Raw genomic sequence first — 17337 nt, forward strand, 5'->3', positions numbered from 1 at the left:
ATGGGCGGGATGGAGCCCCACGTCGACGCAGCCGAGGCCCCGCGCGTGCGCGTGGCGATCGTGGACGACCACGAGTCGGTGCGCCTGGGCGTGGCCGCCGCCGTCGAGAGCGCGGGGATGCAGGTGGTCGCCGCCGCCGAGACCGTCCAGGCCCTCGAGAGCACGATCGGCGGCGCCGAGATCGAGGTGCTCGTCCTCGACCTGTCCCTGAATGACGGCTCGAGCATCACCAGCAACGTCAAGTGGGGGCAGGTGCGCGGCTCCGCCGTCCTCGTCCACAGCATCGCCGACCGCGTCGTGGCCGTGCGGGAGGCGCTCGCCGCGGGAGCGGCCGGCGTCATCCCGAAGTCCTCGCCCATGTCGACGGTCGTCGCCGCCATCCGCACGGTCGCCCGCGGCGAGGTCCTCAACAATCTGGAGTGGGCCTCGGCCATCGACGCCGACGACGACTTCGCGCGGGCCGTGCTCGGCCGTCGCGAGCGCGACGTCCTGCACCTCTACGCCTCGGGGCTGCCGCTGAAGCTGGTGGCCGAGCGGCTGCAGATCTCGGTGTCGACGGCGAAGGAGTACCTCGACCGGATCCGCGACAAGTACGTCGAGATCGGCCGTCCCGCCCCGACGAAGGTCGATCTGCTGCGGCGCGCGGTGGAGGACGGCATCCTGCCGGGCATCGACCCGGACGACGGCGATGGCGGGCGCTGAGGCGCCGATCGCCCGCCGCAACGCCGGGCGCGAGCGCATCGACCGGATCATCAGCACGGTCGTGTCGTTCTTCGGCTTCGGCTTCGGCGTGCAGACCGTCCCGCCGATCCTCGCGCAGCTGCCCCTCCTGCGCCCCGAGGTGGCCTGGCCGGTGCTGGTGCTGGTCTTCGGATCGCTCACCGCCGCCGTGGTCACCGCCGTGCTGCGGCGGGGCACGCGGATCACGGCGGTCCTGGTCGCCGTCGGTGTCCTCATCGCCCTCCTGACCTGGCCGGCCGCCGTCTCCACCGGGGGCGCGGACCGCGAGACCCCGTGGATCTGGTACCTGCTGACCATCGGCACCGCCTTCTGCACGATCGCCGCTCCCCTCCGGATCGCGATCGCGTACGTGTCGGTGACGACCGTGCTGTTCGGGCTGCTGCGCGTCCTCCCCTCCGGCGGCGGGGCGGAGCCGACCCGCGCGATCCTCGACGCCGCCTACGTGGGCATCGTCGGCTTCGTGATGCTGGTGCTGATCACCGTGCTCCGGCAGTCGGCCGACGAGATCGACCGTGCGCAGACGACGGCCATGGAGCAGTACGAGGCGGCGATGCGTCAGCACGCCGGCGAGGTGGAGCGGGTCGAGGTCGACGCCCTGGTGCACGACAACGTGCTCGCGACGCTGCTCTCCGCCGCCTCAGCCGAGTCGCCGGCCGAGCGCGCGCTGGTCTCCTCGATGGCGCAGCGCACCCTCGCCGTGCTGCTGCCCGACCACGAGCCGGAGCCGCCCGAAGGGCTGGTCCCGCTCGAGCTCCTGCAGCGCCAGCTCGCCCACGCGGCGTCCACCTTCGGGACCGAGATCGCGGTCGCGACGGCCGACGGAGTGGATCCGCGCGCGACGACGCTGCCGCGCCCGGTGGCCGAGGCGCTGCTCGGGGCGGTCTGGCAGGCGCTCGCCAACAGCGTCCAGCACGCGGGTCCGAGCGGCAGCGTCCACCGCGCCGTGCACGGGCTGCTGGGCGACGGCGCGGTGGAGGTCGTGGTGGAGGACGACGGCCGCGGCTTCCGGCTCGCCGACGTCCCGCGCGAGCGGCTGGGCATCCGGCTCTCCATCCTCGAGCGGGTGCACAACGCGCGGGGATCGGCGCGGGTCGACTCGACTCCGGGCGAGGGCACCCGAGTCGTCCTCTCCTGGCGGGCGGACGCGGGAGGAGGGCCGTGATCGCCTACCCGCGCCCCCTGCTCCAGGCGCTCGGCGCCGGCTTCTCGCTCTACCACGTGGTGCTCGCCTTCTTCTCCTTCCGCATCTCCCCGGCCACGCCGGCCGACCTCGTCGCGGTCGCGCTGTACGTCGCGGCGACCGTCGTCGCCCTCTGGCCCGGAGCGACGACCCGGCTCGCCCTGCCCGTCGCGGTCGGGATGACCGCGGTCGCCGTCGCGCTGCCGCTGCTGGTCGCGCCGTCGCTCGATCCGGGCGCCTCCAACGGCTACTCCACCTGGTACATCGCCGCGGTCGGCACCCTCATGACGATCGTGTGCGCCCGCCGGCGCCCGGCCTGCGCCTGGGTCGGCGTCGGCTTCCTGATCGTGCACACCGTGTTCTGGGCCGGCCCGGCCGCGCTGGCCACTCTCGGCGTCGTCGGGGGGATCGCCTGGGTCGCGATCGCGCAGCTGCTCATCGTCGAGCTCGGGCGCGCGGGCTCCGAGGCGCGCGTGCTCGAGGCGGCCGAGCGCGCGGCCGCGTCGTGGCGGGCCGCGGAGGAGGCGCACCTCACGGAGCGCGAGGTCCGGCTGGAGCAGACGCGCGCCCTCGCCGCCGACATGCTGCTGCGCATCGCCGAGCCGGGACCGGGCCTCACCGACGAGGAGCGGCGCGAGTGCCGGCTGCTCGAGGCGGCCGTGCGCGACGAGATCCGCGGCCGGCGGCTGCTGGACGACGAGGTGCGGCGTCTCGTGCTCGACGCGCGGCGGCGGGGCGTGACCGTGTCGGTGCTCGACGACGGCGGCCTCGACCGCACCTCCGAGGGCGAGAGCCGACGGGTGCTGGGGGAGCTCGCCCAGGCTCTGAGCGGGATCCGCGAGGAGGTCGACCGCGTGGTGGTGCGCACCGCGTCGGCCGACTCGGCCTCGGCGGTCACAGTGGTGGGCCTGCGGACGGCCGGCGACGGCAGCGCGGGCGCCCTCGGCTCCGACGACGCGGGGGACGAGGTCGACGCCTGGGTCGAGATCCGGCGCGACGGCGTCGGCGGACGGGACGTCTGAGCGGCGGAGCGCGCGCGGGACGGCGCGGCCGTCCGCACGCTCAGCGACCGGCGGCGACCCGCCCCGGAGGGCGTGCGGATGTCGGATCGGTGCCGCGGGCGGGACGCTCCGGCTCTCAGCACAGCTCAGGTCTCGGCGCGCCCGGTCTCTTGGAGCGGACCGATCGTCGGCGCGGCACGAGCGTGAGTAGAGCCGTCATGGGCAGAGCCCGTTGAGCGCAGAGCGCGTCAGGACGAAAGCCCGTTAACGGAGTGCGGCGGGCCGTCCACTCCTCCGAAGAGGGGGCCCGGCCCGCCGTCAAACCCCGAGTGAGGGTAACAACCCGAATATTACCCTCACTCGCCCCCAACACACCCGCCTGCTTACCCTGGTCGGCGAGTGATTGGCGGTGCCCCTTCCGAAGGAGGAGCACCGTACGTCCACTAGTGTGCTCGCTCCGCCAGGAGGCGCATAGTCAGCACTTTAGGGGACTAATCGGGGGACAAATTTCACGTTCCGCGTCGCGGATCGCTCGTTCCCCGACGGGCTGCGTCTGCGAGTCCGCTCAGCCGGAGAAGGAGCGCCATGCTCCGGGTGCCGGCCGGAGCGGCCTGCGGACCGCCGCGGCGCGGTCGTTCCAGCCGCCGCTGAGCTCCTGCGGGGTCTCCGGCTCGGCCTCGGTGCGCGAGGTCAGTGCGGTGACGACGGCCGTGACGGCGGCGATCTCGGCGGCGTCGAGGCCGGGGGTGGAGATGACGACGGCGGGTGCGGAGTCGGAGGCGGTCATCCCGTGACGCTATCGCATGCCGTTCACGGCGCCGGTCGGCGGGGCATGGCTATGCTGACGCCGGATGCCGCCGGAGCGTCGTCCGTCCGTTGCGAACAGGAGCGTCCCCGCATGCCGACGTGGTTCCCGAGGAGCGGTGCCGCGGCGCTGCGCCCCCTGCGTCTGCTGGTCCGGAGGTCGCCTGCGGCCGTCTCGGTCGTCCTGGTCCTCCTGGCCGCGAGCGCGATCACGGGGACGCTCGTCGCCCCCGCGGGAGCCGAGACGACGGCCTGGTGGGCGGCGGGCCCGATGACGACCCTCGACGGCCGTCCGTGGACGGCGGTGACCGCCCTCCTGATCGCGGCGGACCCGCTGCAGCTGCTCCTGGACGTCGTGCTGGTGCTCCCGATGCTCCTCGCCGCGGAGCGCCGCCTCGGCTCGGCCCGCACCCTCCTCGCCTTCCTCGTGACCGGCGCCGTCGGGATCGTCGTCGGGTCCTCCGTGCAGTCGATCGGCGCTCTCGTCGGGGAGTGGTGGGCGGGCGACACCGTCAGCGACCACACCTTCGACCCGCTGATCGGCGCGGTCGGCGCCCTCATCGCCTCGACCGCCTTCATGGGCGCTCTGTGGCGTCGCCGGCTCCGGGTGACCGTCTTCGCCGTCGTGCTGATGTTCGTTCTCTACGCGGGCGACTCCGCCGACGCGTACCGGCTCCTCGCGGGCGGCGCGGGGCTCGTGCTCGGCGCGGTGCTCGCGCGGGGAGCGGCGGGGCTGCGTCCGCAGCGTCCGGCGCCGAGCTCGCACCGCGAGTCCCGGGGGCTGCTGGCGGCGGTCGTCGTCGTCACCGCGATCGGTCCGCTCGTCGCCGTCCTCTCGGACTCGGGTTACGGTCCGTTCTCGTTCCTCGGCCGACTGCTGCAGAGCGCCTTCACGGGGACGACGGACCTCGAGGACCCGTGCAGCCGCGCCCTCCGGCACTGCGCGCACCACGTGAAGCTGAGCCTGGTCGCCCCCGGGCCGATCCTGCTGACGTTCGTCCCGCTCCTCCTCCTGCTCGTCGCCGCCTACGGCCTGCGCTCCGGGCGCCGCCTGGGCCTGCTGCTGGCGGTCGGGGTGAACATCGCGATCGCGATCCTGGAGGTCTTCTCCCTCCAGCGCGCCGCCCGTCACCCCGAGTTCCTGTACTACGCCGAGTACCTGCTCTGGGTGGCGACGACGGTGCTGGTGCCGCTGGCCGTCGTGGCGATGCTCGTGATCGGGAGGAGGCACTTCCGCATCCGCGCGCCCCGTGCCGCTGCGAGGCTCTGGACGCGGGTCGTCGCCATCGCCTTCGTCGTGTCCCTCGGCGGCTATCTGGCGCTCTCGGCCGGCGTGCGCACGAGCTTCGAGCCGCTCCTGGGCCTCGGGAGGCTCCTCCTGGACGGGCTGCTGCGCTTCGTCCCGGTGAGCTTCCTCGGCGGCGCCGGACTGCTCGCCGTGCCGCGGGAGCCCGTTGCGCGGATCGTCTTCGAGTGGGTCGGCCCGGTGTTCTGGCTCGTGGTCGTCGTGGCGGTGGTCGCTCTGCTCCGGGCCACCGACGTGCAGCGGAACCGCGGCGACGAGGCGCGGTACCGCGCGCTCCTGTCCCTGCACGGCGCCGGCAGCCTCGGCCACCAGGGGACCTGGGAGGGCAACGCGCACTGGATCTCGGCCGACGGGACCGGCGGAGTCGCCTACCGGGTGATCGGCGGCGTGGCGATCACCCTCTCCGATCCCGCCTGCGCTCCCGAGCGGCGGGAGGACGTCGTGGCCGAGTTCGTGCGGTTCTGCGACGAGCGCAGCTGGACGCCCGTGTTCTACAGCATCCACGACGAGCTGCTCCCCGTCTTCGACCGGCTCGGCTGGTCGCGCCTCTCGGTCGGCGAGGAGACGATCATCGAGCTCTCCTCCTTCGAGCTCACCGGCAAGCGGTGGCAGAAGGTGCGCTACCCGCTCACGCGCGGCATCAAGCTGGGCATCGAGGCGCAGTGGACCAGCTGGCCCGAGCTCTCCCTCGGCATGGCCAACCAGATCGTCGACCTGTCGGAGCGCTGGGTCGCCGAGAAGGCGCTGCCCGAGATGGGCTTCACCCTCGGTGGGATCGACGAGGTCCGCGATCCCGACGTCGCCCTCCTGCTCGCGGTCGGACCGGACGGCGTGCTGCAGGGGGTGACGAGCTGGCTGCCCGTGCACCGGGAGGGGCGCGTGGTCGGCTGGACCCTCGACTTCATGCGCCGCTCCGACGACTCGATGCCCGGCATCATGGAGTTCCTCATCGCCTCCGCGGCGTTGCGCGTCAAGGAGGAGGGCGCCGAGTTCCTCTCGCTCTCGGGCGCACCGCTCGCCACCGCACCGGTCGAGGAGGGGGAGGAGCCTCCGGAGCCGACGGTCCTCTCGCGCCTGCTCGAGTTCCTCTCGCGGACGCTCGAGCCGGCCTACGGCTTCACGTCGCTGTTCCGCTTCAAGGCCAAGTTCCACCCGCGCTACGCGGGCCTCTGGATGACCTACCCCGACGCGCTGCAGCTGCCCCGGATCGGAGCCGCGCTGGGTCGCGCCTATCTGCCCGACCTCTCCGCCGCGCAGGCGCTGGCGTTCGCGCGGGTGGTCGGGGCGAAGCCGGAGGAGAAGCCGTCCGAGGCGTCCGCGGCGAAGCCGGATGCTCCGGCCGCCAGGGCAGGCGCTCCTGCGGCGAAGGCGGGTGCTCCGACAGCCGAGCCGGACGGTCCTGGGGTGAAGGCGGGTGGTCCTGCGGTGAAGGCGGGTGCTCCGGCTGCGAGGGCGGATGCCCGGGAAGCGGAGCCCGATTCCGCGACAGGGGAGCCGGGTGCTCCGGCCGCGGAGCCGGCCGCTCCCGTCGTGCGGCCCGATGCTCCCGCGGAGTCCGCTGCCCGACGGACCGGCCCCGGCTCCTCCGACTGATCGTTCCGCCCCTCCGCCCCGTGAGGAGGTGGGCGCAGCGGAACGCCGCGGCACGGACGGTCTCCCGTCTCCTGCCGCGGCGTCCGAGCGAGCCGGGTCAGAGCGGGATGTTGCCGTGCTTCTTCGCGGGCAGGTTGGCGCGCTTGGTGCGCAGCGCACGCAGCGCCTTGATGACGGAGACACGCGTCGCCGAGGGCTCGATCACGCCGTCGAGCTCGCCGCGCTCGGCCGCGAGGAACGGGCTCGCGACGTTGTAGGTGTACTCGTTCGCCAGGCGCGTCCGGACAGCTGCGACGTCCTCGCCGGCCTCCTCCGCCTTGCGGATCTCGTTGCGGTAGAGGATGTTCACCGCGCCCTGGCCGCCCATGACGGCGATCTCGGCGGTGGGCCACGCGAGGTTGATGTCGGCTCCCAGCTGCTTGGACCCCATCACGATGTACGCGCCGCCGTAGGCCTTGCGCAGGATGACCGTGACCAGCGGCACGGTCGCCTCGGCGTAGGCGTAGAGCAGCTTCGCGCCGCGGCGGATGACGCCGGTCCACTCCTGGTCGGTGCCGGGCAGGTAGCCCGGGACGTCGACCAGGGTCAGGATCGGCAGCGAGAACGCGTCGCAGAAGCGGACGAAGCGGGACGCCTTCTCGCCCGCCTCGATGTTCAGCGTGCCCGCCATGGCGCTCGGCTGGTTCGCGATGATGCCGACGGAGCGGCCCTCGACGCGGCCGAAGCCGATCACGATGTTCGGCGCGAACAGCGGCTGCACCTCGAGGAAGTCGCCCTCGTCGACGATGTGCTCGATGACGGCGCGCATGTCGTACGGCTGGTTCGGGCTGTCCGGGATGACCGTGTCGAGGAAGCGGTCCGCGTCGGTCGTCTCGAGATCGACCTCGGTCTCGAAGACGGGGACCGGCGACAGGTTGTTGTCCGGGAGGAAGGAGAGGAGCGTCCGCGCGTAGTCGAGCGCGTCGTTCTCGTCGCTCGCGAGGTAGTGCGAGACGCCCGAGATCTTGTTGTGGGTCAGCGCGCCGCCGAGCTCCTCCATCCCGACGTCCTCGCCGGTGACGGTCTTGATCACGTCGGGCCCGGTGACGAACATCTGGCTGGTCTTGTCGACCATGATCACGAAGTCGGTCAGGGCGGGGGAGTAGACCGCGCCTCCCGCGGCAGGGCCGCAGATGATCGAGATCTGGGGGATCACGCCGCTCGCCGCGGTGTTGCGGCGGAAGATCTCGCCGTACTTGCCGAGGGCGACCACGCCCTCCTGGATCCGTGCTCCGCCGGAGTCGAGGATGCCGATGATCGGGACGCCGGTCTTCAGGGCGAGGTCCATCACCTTGATGATCTTCTCGCCGGCCACCTCGCCGAGCGAGCCGCCGAAGATCGTGAAGTCCTGCGAGTACACGGCGACCTGGCGGCCGTGGATGGTGCCGGTCCCGGTGACGACGGCGTCGCCGTAGGGGCGCTTCTTCTCCATGCCGAAGGCGTGGGTGCGGTGGCGCACGAACTCGTCCAGCTCGACGAACGAGCCCGGGTCGAGGAGGGTGTCGATCCGCTCCCGTGCGGTCATCTTGCCCTTGGCGTGCTGCTTCTCGATCGCCGCCTCGCCACTGGCCGTGACGGCCTCGTGGTAGCGGTTCCTGAGGTCCGCGATCTTCCCCGCGGTCGTGTACAGATCGGGCGCGGGACGTTCGGTGTTCGCGGTCACCCGCTCACCCTACCGGCGGGGCGGACGCCTCCTCTTGTCGCACTCGCACAGGGAGGGCCGCTCCCGACGGGAGGATCCGGACAAGGGCGGGCCGTCGCGCGCGGCGCTCGGAGCGGCCTCGCGGGAGCCGCCGCTACCGTGGCGTCATGCTCCTCCCGCTCTCCTCCGCCGTCTCCCCCCGCGTCCTCGCGCTCGAGTCGGCGGGGTCGACGAACGACGAGCTCCGCGAGCGGGCTGCCGCCGACCCCGCCGTGTGGCCGCACCTCTCCGTCGTCGCCACCGGCGACCAGCGCGCCGGGCGCGGCCGGCTGGGGCGCGTCTGGCAGGCGCCCGCGGGCCGTACGCTCGCGGCCTCGACTCTGGTCGACGCCTCCGCCCTCGGCGCCGAGGCCTCCGGCTGGCTGCCGCTCGTGGCCGGCGCCGCTCTCGCCCGGGCCCTCGCACCCCTCGTCGACGGGGACGTCGCCGTCAAGTGGCCCAACGACGTCCTGATCGACGGCCGGAAGGTCGCGGGGGTCCTCGCCGAGCGCCTGCCGGACGGGCGGGTCGTCGTCGGCACCGGCGTGAACCTGCTGCTGACGGAGGCGGAGCTGCCGGTCCCGACCGCCACCTCGCTCGCCCTCGCCGGAGCGCGGACGACGAGCGCCGACGAGGTGCTCGCCGCGTTCCTGACCGGGTTCCAGGGTCTGCTGGCTCCGCTGCTCGCCCAGGGTGACCCCCAGGCGTCCGGAGCGGCCGCCGCCGTCCGCGCCTCCTGCGGCACCCTCGGAACGCGCGTCCGGCTCGAGCTGCCCGACGGCACGCAGGAGGAGGGGACCGCCGCCGCACTCGCCCCGGACGGCTCCCTCCTGCTCGAGCAGGGCGGCGCGCTGCGCTCGTTCACGGCCGGCGACGTCACGCATCTGCGCTCCTGATGGCCAGGACCGACCCCGCCGACCGCGAGCTGGCGCGGCTGACCCCGCGCGCCCGCCGGGCGGTCGCACCGGTCGTCGGTCTCCTCCTGCTCACCTGGACGGGCTTCTACTTCGCCGCGCAGTTCGAGCTCGCCCTGCAGCGCTGGATCATCGGGCTCGGCACCGCACTTCTGGTGCTTCTCCTCTGCGCTCCCGGGATCGCGGGCTGGGCGAGCGTGCGCTACCGCGTCACCGCCTCCGGCCTCAGCGCGCGCCGGGGCGTGGCGTCGATCCGGCGGGCCGAGGTGGTCTTCGATCGGAGGATGGAGGTCGTGGTCGAGCGCTCCCTCGGCCAGCGCCTCGCCCGGTGCGGGGACGTCCGGATCCTGCAGGCGGGAGCCGAGGTGTTCGTGCTGCGGGACCTGCCGGATCCGGAGCTCACGGCCGACCTGCTGCGGGAGGCGATCGGCGCGGCTCCCGTTCTCGAGCCGGAGTGGCCGCCGCCCGCGTGAGCGCGTCGGGGCCTCGGTAGCATGGAGCCGCCCCGCGCCAGCGGGCGGAGACGGAGGAGCGCCATGCGCGTCGGCGTGATCGGGGGCGGCCAGCTCGCCCGGATGATGATCCCCGCGGCGGTGGAGCTCGGCATCGAGATCGCCGTGCTCGCCGAGAGCGAGGGCGCCCCGGCGGGGCTCGCCGCGACACGGGTCGGCGACTACCGCGACGAGGCGACCGTGCTCGCCTTCGCCGAGACCGTGGACGTGGTGACGTTCGACCACGAGCACGTTCCCCAGCCGATCCTCCGCGAGCTCGTCGCCCGCGGCGTCGCCGTGCACCCCGGCCCCGACGCCCTGCTGTTCGCCCAGGACAAGCTGATGATGCGGCGCCGCCTGACCGAGCTCGGCGTGCCCGTGCCCGAGTGGGCCGAGGTCTCCTCCGCCGAGGAGCTGGGGGCGTTCCTGGCCGAACACGGCGGCAGCGCCGTGGTGAAGACCGCGCGCGGCGGCTACGACGGCAAGGGCGTGCGCGTGGTGCGCGGCGCCCACGAGGCGGACGACTGGTTCACCGCCCTCGCCGAGGACGGCCGGGGCGGCTCGCTCCTGGTCGAGGAGCTGGTGGGCTTCCGCCGCGAGCTCGCGCAGCTCGTCGCTCGGCGCCCCTCCGGCGAGAGCATCCTCTGGCCGGTGGTGGAGTCCGTGCAGCGCGACGGCGTCTGCGCCGAGGTGATCGCTCCGGCCCCCGCGTCCGCCGGCCGGCTCGCATCAGCCGCGGCCGAGATCGCGCAGACGATCGCCGACAGCCTCGGGGTCACCGGCGTCCTGGCCGTCGAGCTGTTCGAGACGACGGACGACCGGATCCTGGTCAACGAGCTGGCCATGCGCCCGCACAACAGCGGCCACTGGACGATGGACGGATCGACCACGTCGCAGTTCGAGCAGCACCTGCGCGCGGTCCTCGACCTGCCGCTCGGCGCGACGGGCTGCCGCGATCCGTGGACCGTGATGGTCAACGTGCTCGGCGGCCCGGTGGGGGAGTCGCTGACCGACCGCTACCCGCGGGTGCTCGCCGATCACCCGGGCGTGAAAGTGCACAACTACGGCAAGGAGCCGCGACCGGGCCGCAAGGTCGGGCACGTGAACGCCACCGGCGACGACCTCGACCTCGTGGTCTACGAGGCTCGCGCGGCGGCGGCCGTTCTCACGGACTGACCCGTACGATGGTCGCCGTGACGAGCCTGCCGACCTCCCCGACCCCTGCCGGAGCCCTCTCGTGAGCGCGGACGCGCTCGTGAACGGGCCCGCGCCGCTCGTCGGCGTCGTGATGGGGTCGGACTCGGACTGGTCCGTCATGCAGGCCGCGTCCGCCGTCCTCGCCGAGTTCGGCGTGGCGCACGAGGTCCGGGTCGTCTCCGCGCACCGCACCCCGGAGGCGATGATCGCGTACGGCCGCGAGGCCCGCGGCCGCGGCCTGAAGGTCGTCATCGCCGGGGCGGGCGGAGCCGCCCATCTCCCCGGCATGCTCGCCGCCGTGACCTCGCTCCCCGTCGTCGGAGTGCCGGTCCCGCTCGCCCGCCTCGACGGGCTCGACTCCCTCCTCTCGATCGTGCAGATGCCCGCGGGCGTCCCCGTCGCCACCGTCTCCATCGGCGGAGCGCGGAACGCCGGACTGCTCGCGGTGAAGATCCTCGCGACCGCGGACGACGCCCTCTCCGCAGCGCTCGACGCCTTCGCCGCCGACCTCGAGGTGCAGGTCGCCGCGAAGAACGACGCCCTGGTGGCGGGCCTGTGACGGCCGTCGCCCTGCCGCTGCGGCACCCGGACGTCGCCTCCCGCGCCTTCATGACGCGGCGGGCGTGGTGGCTGCTGATCGTCAACCTGCTGGTGCCCGGGTCCGCTCAGGTCCTCGCGGGCAACCGCCGGCTCGGGCGCCTGGGGCTCGGCTTCACCCTCGGGCTCTGGGTCGCCCTCCTGGTCGCGGTGCTCCTCTACTTCGTCTTCCCGACCGGCCTCTACACGCTCGCGACCTTCGACGTCTCGATGCTCGCGCTCCAGGCCGCGCTCGTCGTCTACGGGGTGGTCTGGGCCGTGCTGACGCTCGACACCCTCCGCCTGATCCGCGTCGTCCGGGTGCGCCCGCGGATGCGCGGCGTGCTCGCGTTCGCGACGATCGCGCTGATGGCGATCTCGGTCGGCACCACCGCCTACGGCACCTACCTGCTCGGCGTGACCCGGGGGACGCTGTCGTCGATCTTCGGCGGCGGAGCGATCGAGCAGCCGATCGACGGCCGCTACAACGTGATGCTCCTCGGCGGCGACGCGGGGGAGGACCGCGACGGTCTGCGCCCCGACAGCATCTCGGTGGTCAGCATCGACGCGTCGAGCGGCAAGGCCTCGATCATCGGCGTCTCGCGCGAGTTCGTCGACTTCCCGTTCCCCGAGACCAGCCCGATGCACGAGCTCTATCCCGACGGCTACGACACCGACAACTGCGCCGTCGACGTCTGCAAGCTCAACTCGGTCTACACCGAGGTCGAGCTGAAGCACCCGGAGCTCTACCCCGACGCCGTCGACCACGGCAGCGAGCCCGGCATCGAGGCGATGCGCGACGCGGTCGAGGGCATCCTCGATCTGAGGATCCAGTACTACGCGCTGATCGACATGGAGGGCTTCGCCCAGCTGATCGACGCGCTCGGCGGCATCGACATCGACTACGTGGCCGACGAGCCGCTGCCCCTGGGCGGGCTGCCCGACTCCGACGGCGTGATGCAGGGCGTCAACCAGTGGATCGATCCCGGGCACTGGCACTTCAACGGCGAGCAGGCCCTCGCCTACGCCCGCTCGCGCTACACCACGAGCGACTACGACCGGATGGCGCGCCAGCGGCAGGTGCAGGAGGCGCTGCTCGCCCAGTTCGAGCCGGGCAACGTCCTCGCCAAGTTCCAGGACGTGGCGTCCGCCGGGTCCCAGGTCATCAAGACGGACGTCCCGCAGGGGATGCTCGGCTACTTCGTCCAGCTGGGGCTCAAGACGAAGTCGCAGCCGGTGGACCCGATCGAGCTGGTCCCGCCGGCCGTCGACCCGGAGGATCCGGACTACGACGTCGTGCACTCGCTGGTGAGCGCCGGACTGTCGGGCGACTCCGCGCCGTAGACGGCCGGGTGCCGCACGCCTCAGAGGTCGGCGTGCAGCGCCCAGACGCGCTCGGCGGAGTCGCGCCAGCTGAAGGCGCGGGAGCGGTCGCGGCCGGCCACCGACATCCGCTCGCGCAGCCCGGTGTCGGCGAGCACGCTGCTCATGGCGAGGGCGAGGCGGTCCGGGTAGTCCTTCGCGTCGCCGCGCTCGACGGCGACGCCGGCGTCCGCGGCGACCTCCATCAGCGCGGGGTCGTCGGAGTGCACCACCGGCACTCCGAAGTGCATCGCCTCGAGCACGGGCAGGCCGAATCCCTCGGCGATGCTCGGGTAGACGAAGAGGGTGGCCCGCGAGAGGACGACGGCGAGGTCGGCGTCGCTGAGGACTCCCAGGGCGCGCACGCGCGTCTCGTCGAGGCCCTGCTCGTCGGCGACGGAGGCCACGTCCAGGTCGCCCCAGCCAGTCGGGCCGACCAGGAGCAGCGGGATCGCCGGGGCGGACGCTCCTCCGAAGGCCGCGATCAGCGAGACCAGGCCCTTGCGCGGCTCCAGCGTGCCGACGCTCAGCACGTACTCCGGGGGGAGGCCCAGCGCCGTGGCGCGCTCGTCGGCGTCCTCCGGGACGACCAGGCCGGAGCCGACGGCTCCGCCGATCACGCGCAGTCGATCGCCGAAGTCCATCAGCTGGGAGAGCTGGTGGGCGACGGCGTGGGTGGGGACGACGACGGCGTCCGCGTGCTTGCGGGCGCGCTTCGCCATCGCCCGGTGCCACTTCGCGCCGTGCGGGGTGAGGGTCTCGGGATGCGTCCACGGCACCGTGTCGTGGATCGTGACGGCGATCTGCTCGCCCTCGCTCCCGTCGTGGCTGCGCAGCGGGGCGAACAGGCTCGGGGCGTGGATCATGCCGCCGCCGGCCGGGATGGCGATCCCGTACTGCCAGGCGCGCGAGAGCTCGCGGCGCCCGAGCGGCAGCCGGTGGATGCGCGCGAGGCCGGGCAGGCGCAGGCGCAGCTCCTCCTCCTTCTCGGGCGGGTGGGCGGAGACGACGGCCTCCACCTCGCAGTCGCGGGGAGCCGTCGCGATCAGCTCGCGGGTGAGCTCCTCGGTGTAGCGGCCGATGCCGCCGGGCACGCGGGCGAGCATCTGGTCGACGACGACGCGGAGAGTGGTGGTCACGGGGTCACCGCCTCGAGGGGTGCGGCGGTGAGCGCGTCCTGCCAGGAGCGCAGCGGCGGCAGGCCCGCCCGGCTCCAGCCGTCGTGTCCGAGGACCGAGTAGGCCGGACGCGGAGCGGGGCGGACGAACGAGCCGCTGTCGGTCGGGCGCAGGCGCTCGGGATCCAGACCCGCCTTGGCGAAGACGGCACGGGCGAAGCCGAGCCAGGTCGTCTCGCCGGAGCTGGTGCCGTGGTAGACGCCGGCCGGGGCCTCCGCGTCGACCAGCTCGATCAGGCGCGCGGCGAGGTCGGCGGTCCAGGTGGGCTGGCCGTGCTGGTCGTCGACCACGGTCAGCGTCTCGTGCGCGCCCGCCAGTCGCACCATCGTCTTAGCGAAGTTGCCGCCGTGCTCGCCGTAGAGCCAGGCCGTGCGGACGACGTACCCGCGCTCCGGGTTGGCCTCGAGCACCAGGCGCTCGCCCTCGGCCTTCGTGCGGCCGTAGGCCGAGATCGGGTTCCGGGGGTGGTCCTCGGAGTAGGGGGTCGTCGCGGAGCCGTCGAAGACGTAGTCGGTGGAGACCTGCACGAGTGCGGCTCCCGTCTCGGCGGTGGCGAGGGCGAGGTTGCGCGCTCCGACGGCGTTGACGCGGTGCGCCTCCTCCTCGTCGGTCTCGGCGTCGTCGACGCGGGTGTACGCGGCGCAGTTCACCACGGCGTCGTGTCCCGCGACGGCGGCGCGCACGGCGTCGAGGTCGGTCACGTCGAGGTCGGAGCGGCCGAGGGCGGTGCTGGGGCGGGAGCCGAGGGCCGCGCGCAGGTCGGTGCCGAGCATGCCGGAGGCGCCCGTGAGGAGGAAGGTCACCTCCTCATCATGCCCGAGCGGTCCGTCGGCCGACGGTCGGCGCTCCGGCACGCCGCCGGGTGGCGCAGAGAGGCGTCGCGGGCCCGTGACACGCCGTCGTTACACTGGCGACCGTGCAGATCCGAGAGCTCGACATCCCCGACGTCTACGAAGTGACTCCGCGCCAGTTCCCCGACGATCGCGGGGTCTTCTACGAGTTCTACCGCTTCGACCGCCTGGCCGAGAAGGTCGGGCACCCGCTCTCGCTCCGGCAGGGCAACACCTCCGTCTCGCGGCGCGGCACCGTCCGCGGCATCCACTTCGCGCAGATCCCGCCGTCGCAGGCCAAGTACGTCTCGTGCTTCTCCGGCGCGGTCCTCGACTACGTGATCGACGTGCGCGTCGGGTCGCCGACCTTCGGGCGCTGGGAGTCGATCCTGCTCGACGACGTCGACCGCCGCTCCGTCTACATCGCCGAGGGGGTCGCGCACGCCTTCGTGGCGCTGACCGAGGGCGCCGTGGTCTCGTACCTCGTGAACGCCACCTTCGACCCGGTGCGGGAGAAGGGTATCGACCCGCTCGACGGGCAGATCGGCCTGCGCTTCCCGGAGGAGGCCGGCGAGCTGCTCCTCTCGCCGAAGGACACCGACGCACCGACGCTGGCCGAGGCCGAGGCGCAGGGTCTGCTGCCGACCTGGGACGAGGCGCGGGCCTTCTACACGGAGCTCGACTCCGCGTCCTGACCGCCGATCCGGTGGGCGGGCCGCCCGGCGCCGGCCAGGCGGCCCGCCCGATCGGAGCGGATCAGCTCTTCGAGCGGAGGCGCATCAGCGCGACCCGGGCGCCCAGCCCGGCGCGGACCGCCGCACGGATCGGCGCCTGGTACCAGGCCCCGTACTTCTGCGCGAGGTAGAGGTAGGCGCTGCGGTGGTGAACCGCGAGCATCCGCGCCGAGGCCAGGCGGGTGGAGTGCCCGCCGAGGTGGGAGACGACCGCGTCGGCGAGGTAGACGTTGGTCCACCCGCGCCGTCCGAGCGAGTCGCCCAGCTGGACGTCCTCGAAGTACATGAAGTAGCGGTCGTCGAACCCGCCGATCTCCTCGAAGGCCGTGCGGCGCACCATCACGCAGGCGCCGGAGAGCCAGCCCGCCTCCATCCGGCCGTGGCGGAGGGTCTCGACCGCGCGCGAGCGCCGGTAGGTCGCCGACCACGGGTTGCCGGGCCAGACGTGGGCGAAGACGGCGTGCCCGACGCCCGTGCCGAGCGAGGGCAGAGCGCGGGCGGAGGGGTAGATCGTGCCGTCGGAGTCGAGGATCCGCGGCCCGATCGAGCCGATCCGGTCGTCCGCCGTCGCGGCGGCGTAGAGGGCGTCGATCGAGCCGGGGAGGAAGACCGTGTCCGGGTTGGTCACCAGGATCCACTCGACCTCGGGCCCGAGGCGGTCGACCGCGTAGTTGACGGCCCGGCCGTAGCCGAGGTTCTGCCCGGTCTCGTGGAACTCGACCTGCGGCAGGCGCTCGACGACGCTGCGGACGGAGTCGTCCGTGGTCAGGTTGTCGACCACCAGGATGCGCACGTCGTGCTCCGTCGCCTCCGGCACGGACTCGAGGCACGCGCGGAGGACCTCACCCGAGAAGTGGGTGACGACGACGACCGCGATGGGCAACGTCGAGCGGGCGATGGGAGCCTCCGGGTGGTGCGGCGTCGACGGGAGGAGTGCCCCGTCGGAAGAACTCGACGAGGCTAGCACGCGGCTCGAGCGGTGCCCGGGAGCCTGCGGCCCTCAGCGGACGATGTCGACGGGCTCGGTGCTGACGGCCACGGCGGCGGGGGAGACCGTCTCGATCGCGGGCAGCGCATCGTGCGCCGGACGGCGGAAGACGACGAACTTGTACATGCAGAAGTTCCACACCAGTCCCACGAGGACGGCGACGGCCTTGGCGATATTGATCGCGAGGAAGGCGTTCTCGCCGGAGCTGGGGAGGAAGAGCAGCGAGTTGCCGAAGCGGGTGTCGAAGAAGACCTCGAAGCCGTAGATGATCGCCGACTGCAGGACCAGCGAGCTGAACCCGGTGACGAGGAAGAACTTCGCGAACGTGGCGACCGAGACCCTGCCCGGGTGGCGGAAGACGAAGAAGTGGTTCAGCGCGTACGAGATCGTGATGCCGACCAGGACGGAGAAGACGTTGGCGACGAGGGTCGGCAGACCGAGCAGGAGCACGAGCGTGTTGAGGATGAGGAAGTCGATCGCCGTGTTGGTGCAGCCCGCGATGAGGAAGCGGACCTTCTGCGATTCGAGGAGTCTCTTCATCTGCGGTGCTCTTTCCCGTCCCCCTCTGGCGTCGATGCCCGACCGTCGGGCTCCGACGGGCGTCCATCGGGGCAGGCGAACAAGGGGTGAACCGCCGTGCACTGTCGTCCATCGTAACCGCGGACCCCTGCCGGGCGGTCGAACAGCCGGTGCCATGTTCCTGAGAGAGTGCGCGGACGGGG

16 protein-coding genes are annotated in these 17337 nt (G+C 73.0%); 10 read left to right on the top strand and 6 right to left on the bottom strand.

Going from position 1 to position 17337, the window contains the following annotated elements; translation table 11 throughout:
• Genes C5C25_RS01150 through C5C25_RS01160 form a run of 3 tightly spaced genes read left to right on the top strand, consistent with a single transcriptional unit; the run spans position 1 to position 2943 of the window.
• Positions 1–702 (top strand): response regulator transcription factor, encoded by a 702-nt coding sequence (locus C5C25_RS01150; protein WP_104223169.1) that lies wholly within the window; start codon positions 1–3, stop codon positions 700–702.
• The gene (locus C5C25_RS01155; RefSeq protein WP_104249486.1) at positions 689–1903 is read left to right on the top strand and encodes a sensor histidine kinase; all 1215 of its coding nucleotides are present in this window, start codon (positions 689–691) and stop codon (positions 1901–1903) included. Before C5C25_RS01150 ends, C5C25_RS01155 begins: the two co-directional genes overlap by 14 nt.
• Complete coding sequence (locus C5C25_RS01160) at positions 1900–2943, top strand: hypothetical protein (protein WP_104249487.1); 1044 nt, start codon at positions 1900–1902, stop codon at positions 2941–2943. The genes C5C25_RS01155 and C5C25_RS01160 overlap by 4 nt, the downstream gene beginning before the upstream one ends.
• A gap of 544 nt (positions 2944–3487) precedes the next feature.
• Here the strand turns inward: C5C25_RS01160 and C5C25_RS01165 are convergent.
• On the bottom strand, positions 3488–3709 hold the full coding sequence (locus C5C25_RS01165) for an acyl-CoA carboxylase subunit epsilon (protein WP_104225462.1): 222 nt from the start codon (positions 3707–3709) through the stop codon (positions 3488–3490).
• A 111-nt stretch (positions 3710–3820) separates the two neighbouring features.
• Between C5C25_RS01165 and C5C25_RS01170 the strand changes: the two genes are divergently transcribed.
• The gene (locus C5C25_RS01170; RefSeq protein WP_181133605.1) at positions 3821–6625 is read left to right on the top strand and encodes a DUF2156 domain-containing protein; all 2805 of its coding nucleotides are present in this window, start codon (positions 3821–3823) and stop codon (positions 6623–6625) included.
• A 97-nt stretch (positions 6626–6722) separates the two neighbouring features.
• On the opposite strand, the gene C5C25_RS01175 is transcribed toward C5C25_RS01170, so the two are convergent.
• Positions 6723–8327: an acyl-CoA carboxylase subunit beta gene (locus C5C25_RS01175; RefSeq protein WP_104223164.1), complete on the bottom strand. Its 1605-nt coding sequence runs from the start codon at positions 8325–8327 to the stop codon at positions 6723–6725.
• A 146-nt stretch (positions 8328–8473) separates the two neighbouring features.
• On the opposite strand from C5C25_RS01175, the gene C5C25_RS01180 reads away from it, so the two are divergent.
• From C5C25_RS01180 to C5C25_RS01200, 5 genes are all read left to right on the top strand, one after another.
• Entirely contained in the window at positions 8474–9241 is a 768-nt protein-coding gene (locus C5C25_RS01180; RefSeq protein WP_104225464.1) for a biotin--[acetyl-CoA-carboxylase] ligase, read from the top strand.
• A complete protein-coding gene (locus tag C5C25_RS01185; RefSeq protein ID WP_104223162.1) occupies positions 9241–9732 on the top strand; it encodes a PH domain-containing protein in 492 nt (163 codons plus the stop codon). Before C5C25_RS01180 ends, C5C25_RS01185 begins: the two co-directional genes overlap by 1 nt.
• A 63-nt stretch (positions 9733–9795) precedes the next feature.
• Positions 9796–10926, top strand: coding sequence for a 5-(carboxyamino)imidazole ribonucleotide synthase (locus C5C25_RS01190; RefSeq protein ID WP_104249489.1), 1131 nt, complete (start codon positions 9796–9798; stop codon positions 10924–10926).
• A 112-nt stretch (positions 10927–11038) separates the two neighbouring features.
• A complete protein-coding gene (purE, locus tag C5C25_RS01195; protein WP_104249647.1) occupies positions 11039–11506 on the top strand; it encodes a 5-(carboxyamino)imidazole ribonucleotide mutase in 468 nt (155 codons plus the stop codon).
• Positions 11503–12867: an LCP family protein gene (locus C5C25_RS01200; protein ID WP_258062231.1), complete on the top strand. Its 1365-nt coding sequence runs from the start codon at positions 11503–11505 to the stop codon at positions 12865–12867. The genes purE and C5C25_RS01200 overlap by 4 nt, the downstream gene beginning before the upstream one ends.
• Positions 12868–12887: 20 nt before the next feature.
• On the opposite strand, the gene C5C25_RS01205 is transcribed toward C5C25_RS01200, so the two are convergent.
• Positions 12888–14024, bottom strand: coding sequence for a glycosyltransferase family 1 protein (locus C5C25_RS01205; RefSeq protein WP_244229467.1), 1137 nt, complete (start codon positions 14022–14024; stop codon positions 12888–12890).
• Entirely contained in the window at positions 14021–14866 is an 846-nt protein-coding gene (gene rfbD, locus C5C25_RS01210) for a dTDP-4-dehydrorhamnose reductase (protein ID WP_104249490.1), read from the bottom strand. Before rfbD ends, C5C25_RS01205 begins: the two co-directional genes overlap by 4 nt.
• A gap of 113 nt (positions 14867–14979) precedes the next feature.
• Here rfbD and C5C25_RS01215 point away from each other — a divergent pair, with 113 nt between their 5' ends.
• Positions 14980–15588: a dTDP-4-dehydrorhamnose 3,5-epimerase family protein gene (locus tag C5C25_RS01215; RefSeq protein WP_104249491.1), complete on the top strand. Its 609-nt coding sequence runs from the start codon at positions 14980–14982 to the stop codon at positions 15586–15588.
• 61 nt (positions 15589–15649) lie between these two features.
• Here C5C25_RS01215 and C5C25_RS01220 read toward each other — a convergent pair whose 3' ends face one another.
• Positions 15650–16510: a glycosyltransferase family 2 protein gene (locus tag C5C25_RS01220; protein WP_258069309.1), complete on the bottom strand. Its 861-nt coding sequence runs from the start codon at positions 16508–16510 to the stop codon at positions 15650–15652.
• A 117-nt stretch (positions 16511–16627) separates the two neighbouring features.
• The gene (locus tag C5C25_RS01225) at positions 16628–17155 is read right to left on the bottom strand and encodes a GtrA family protein (RefSeq protein WP_104223158.1); all 528 of its coding nucleotides are present in this window, start codon (positions 17153–17155) and stop codon (positions 16628–16630) included.
• Between the last annotated feature and the right edge of the window lie 182 nt (positions 17156–17337).

The sequence above is a fragment of the Rathayibacter sp. AY2B9 genome (genome assembly GCF_002931595.1).
GTDB lineage: Bacteria > Actinomycetota > Actinomycetes > Actinomycetales > Microbacteriaceae > Rathayibacter.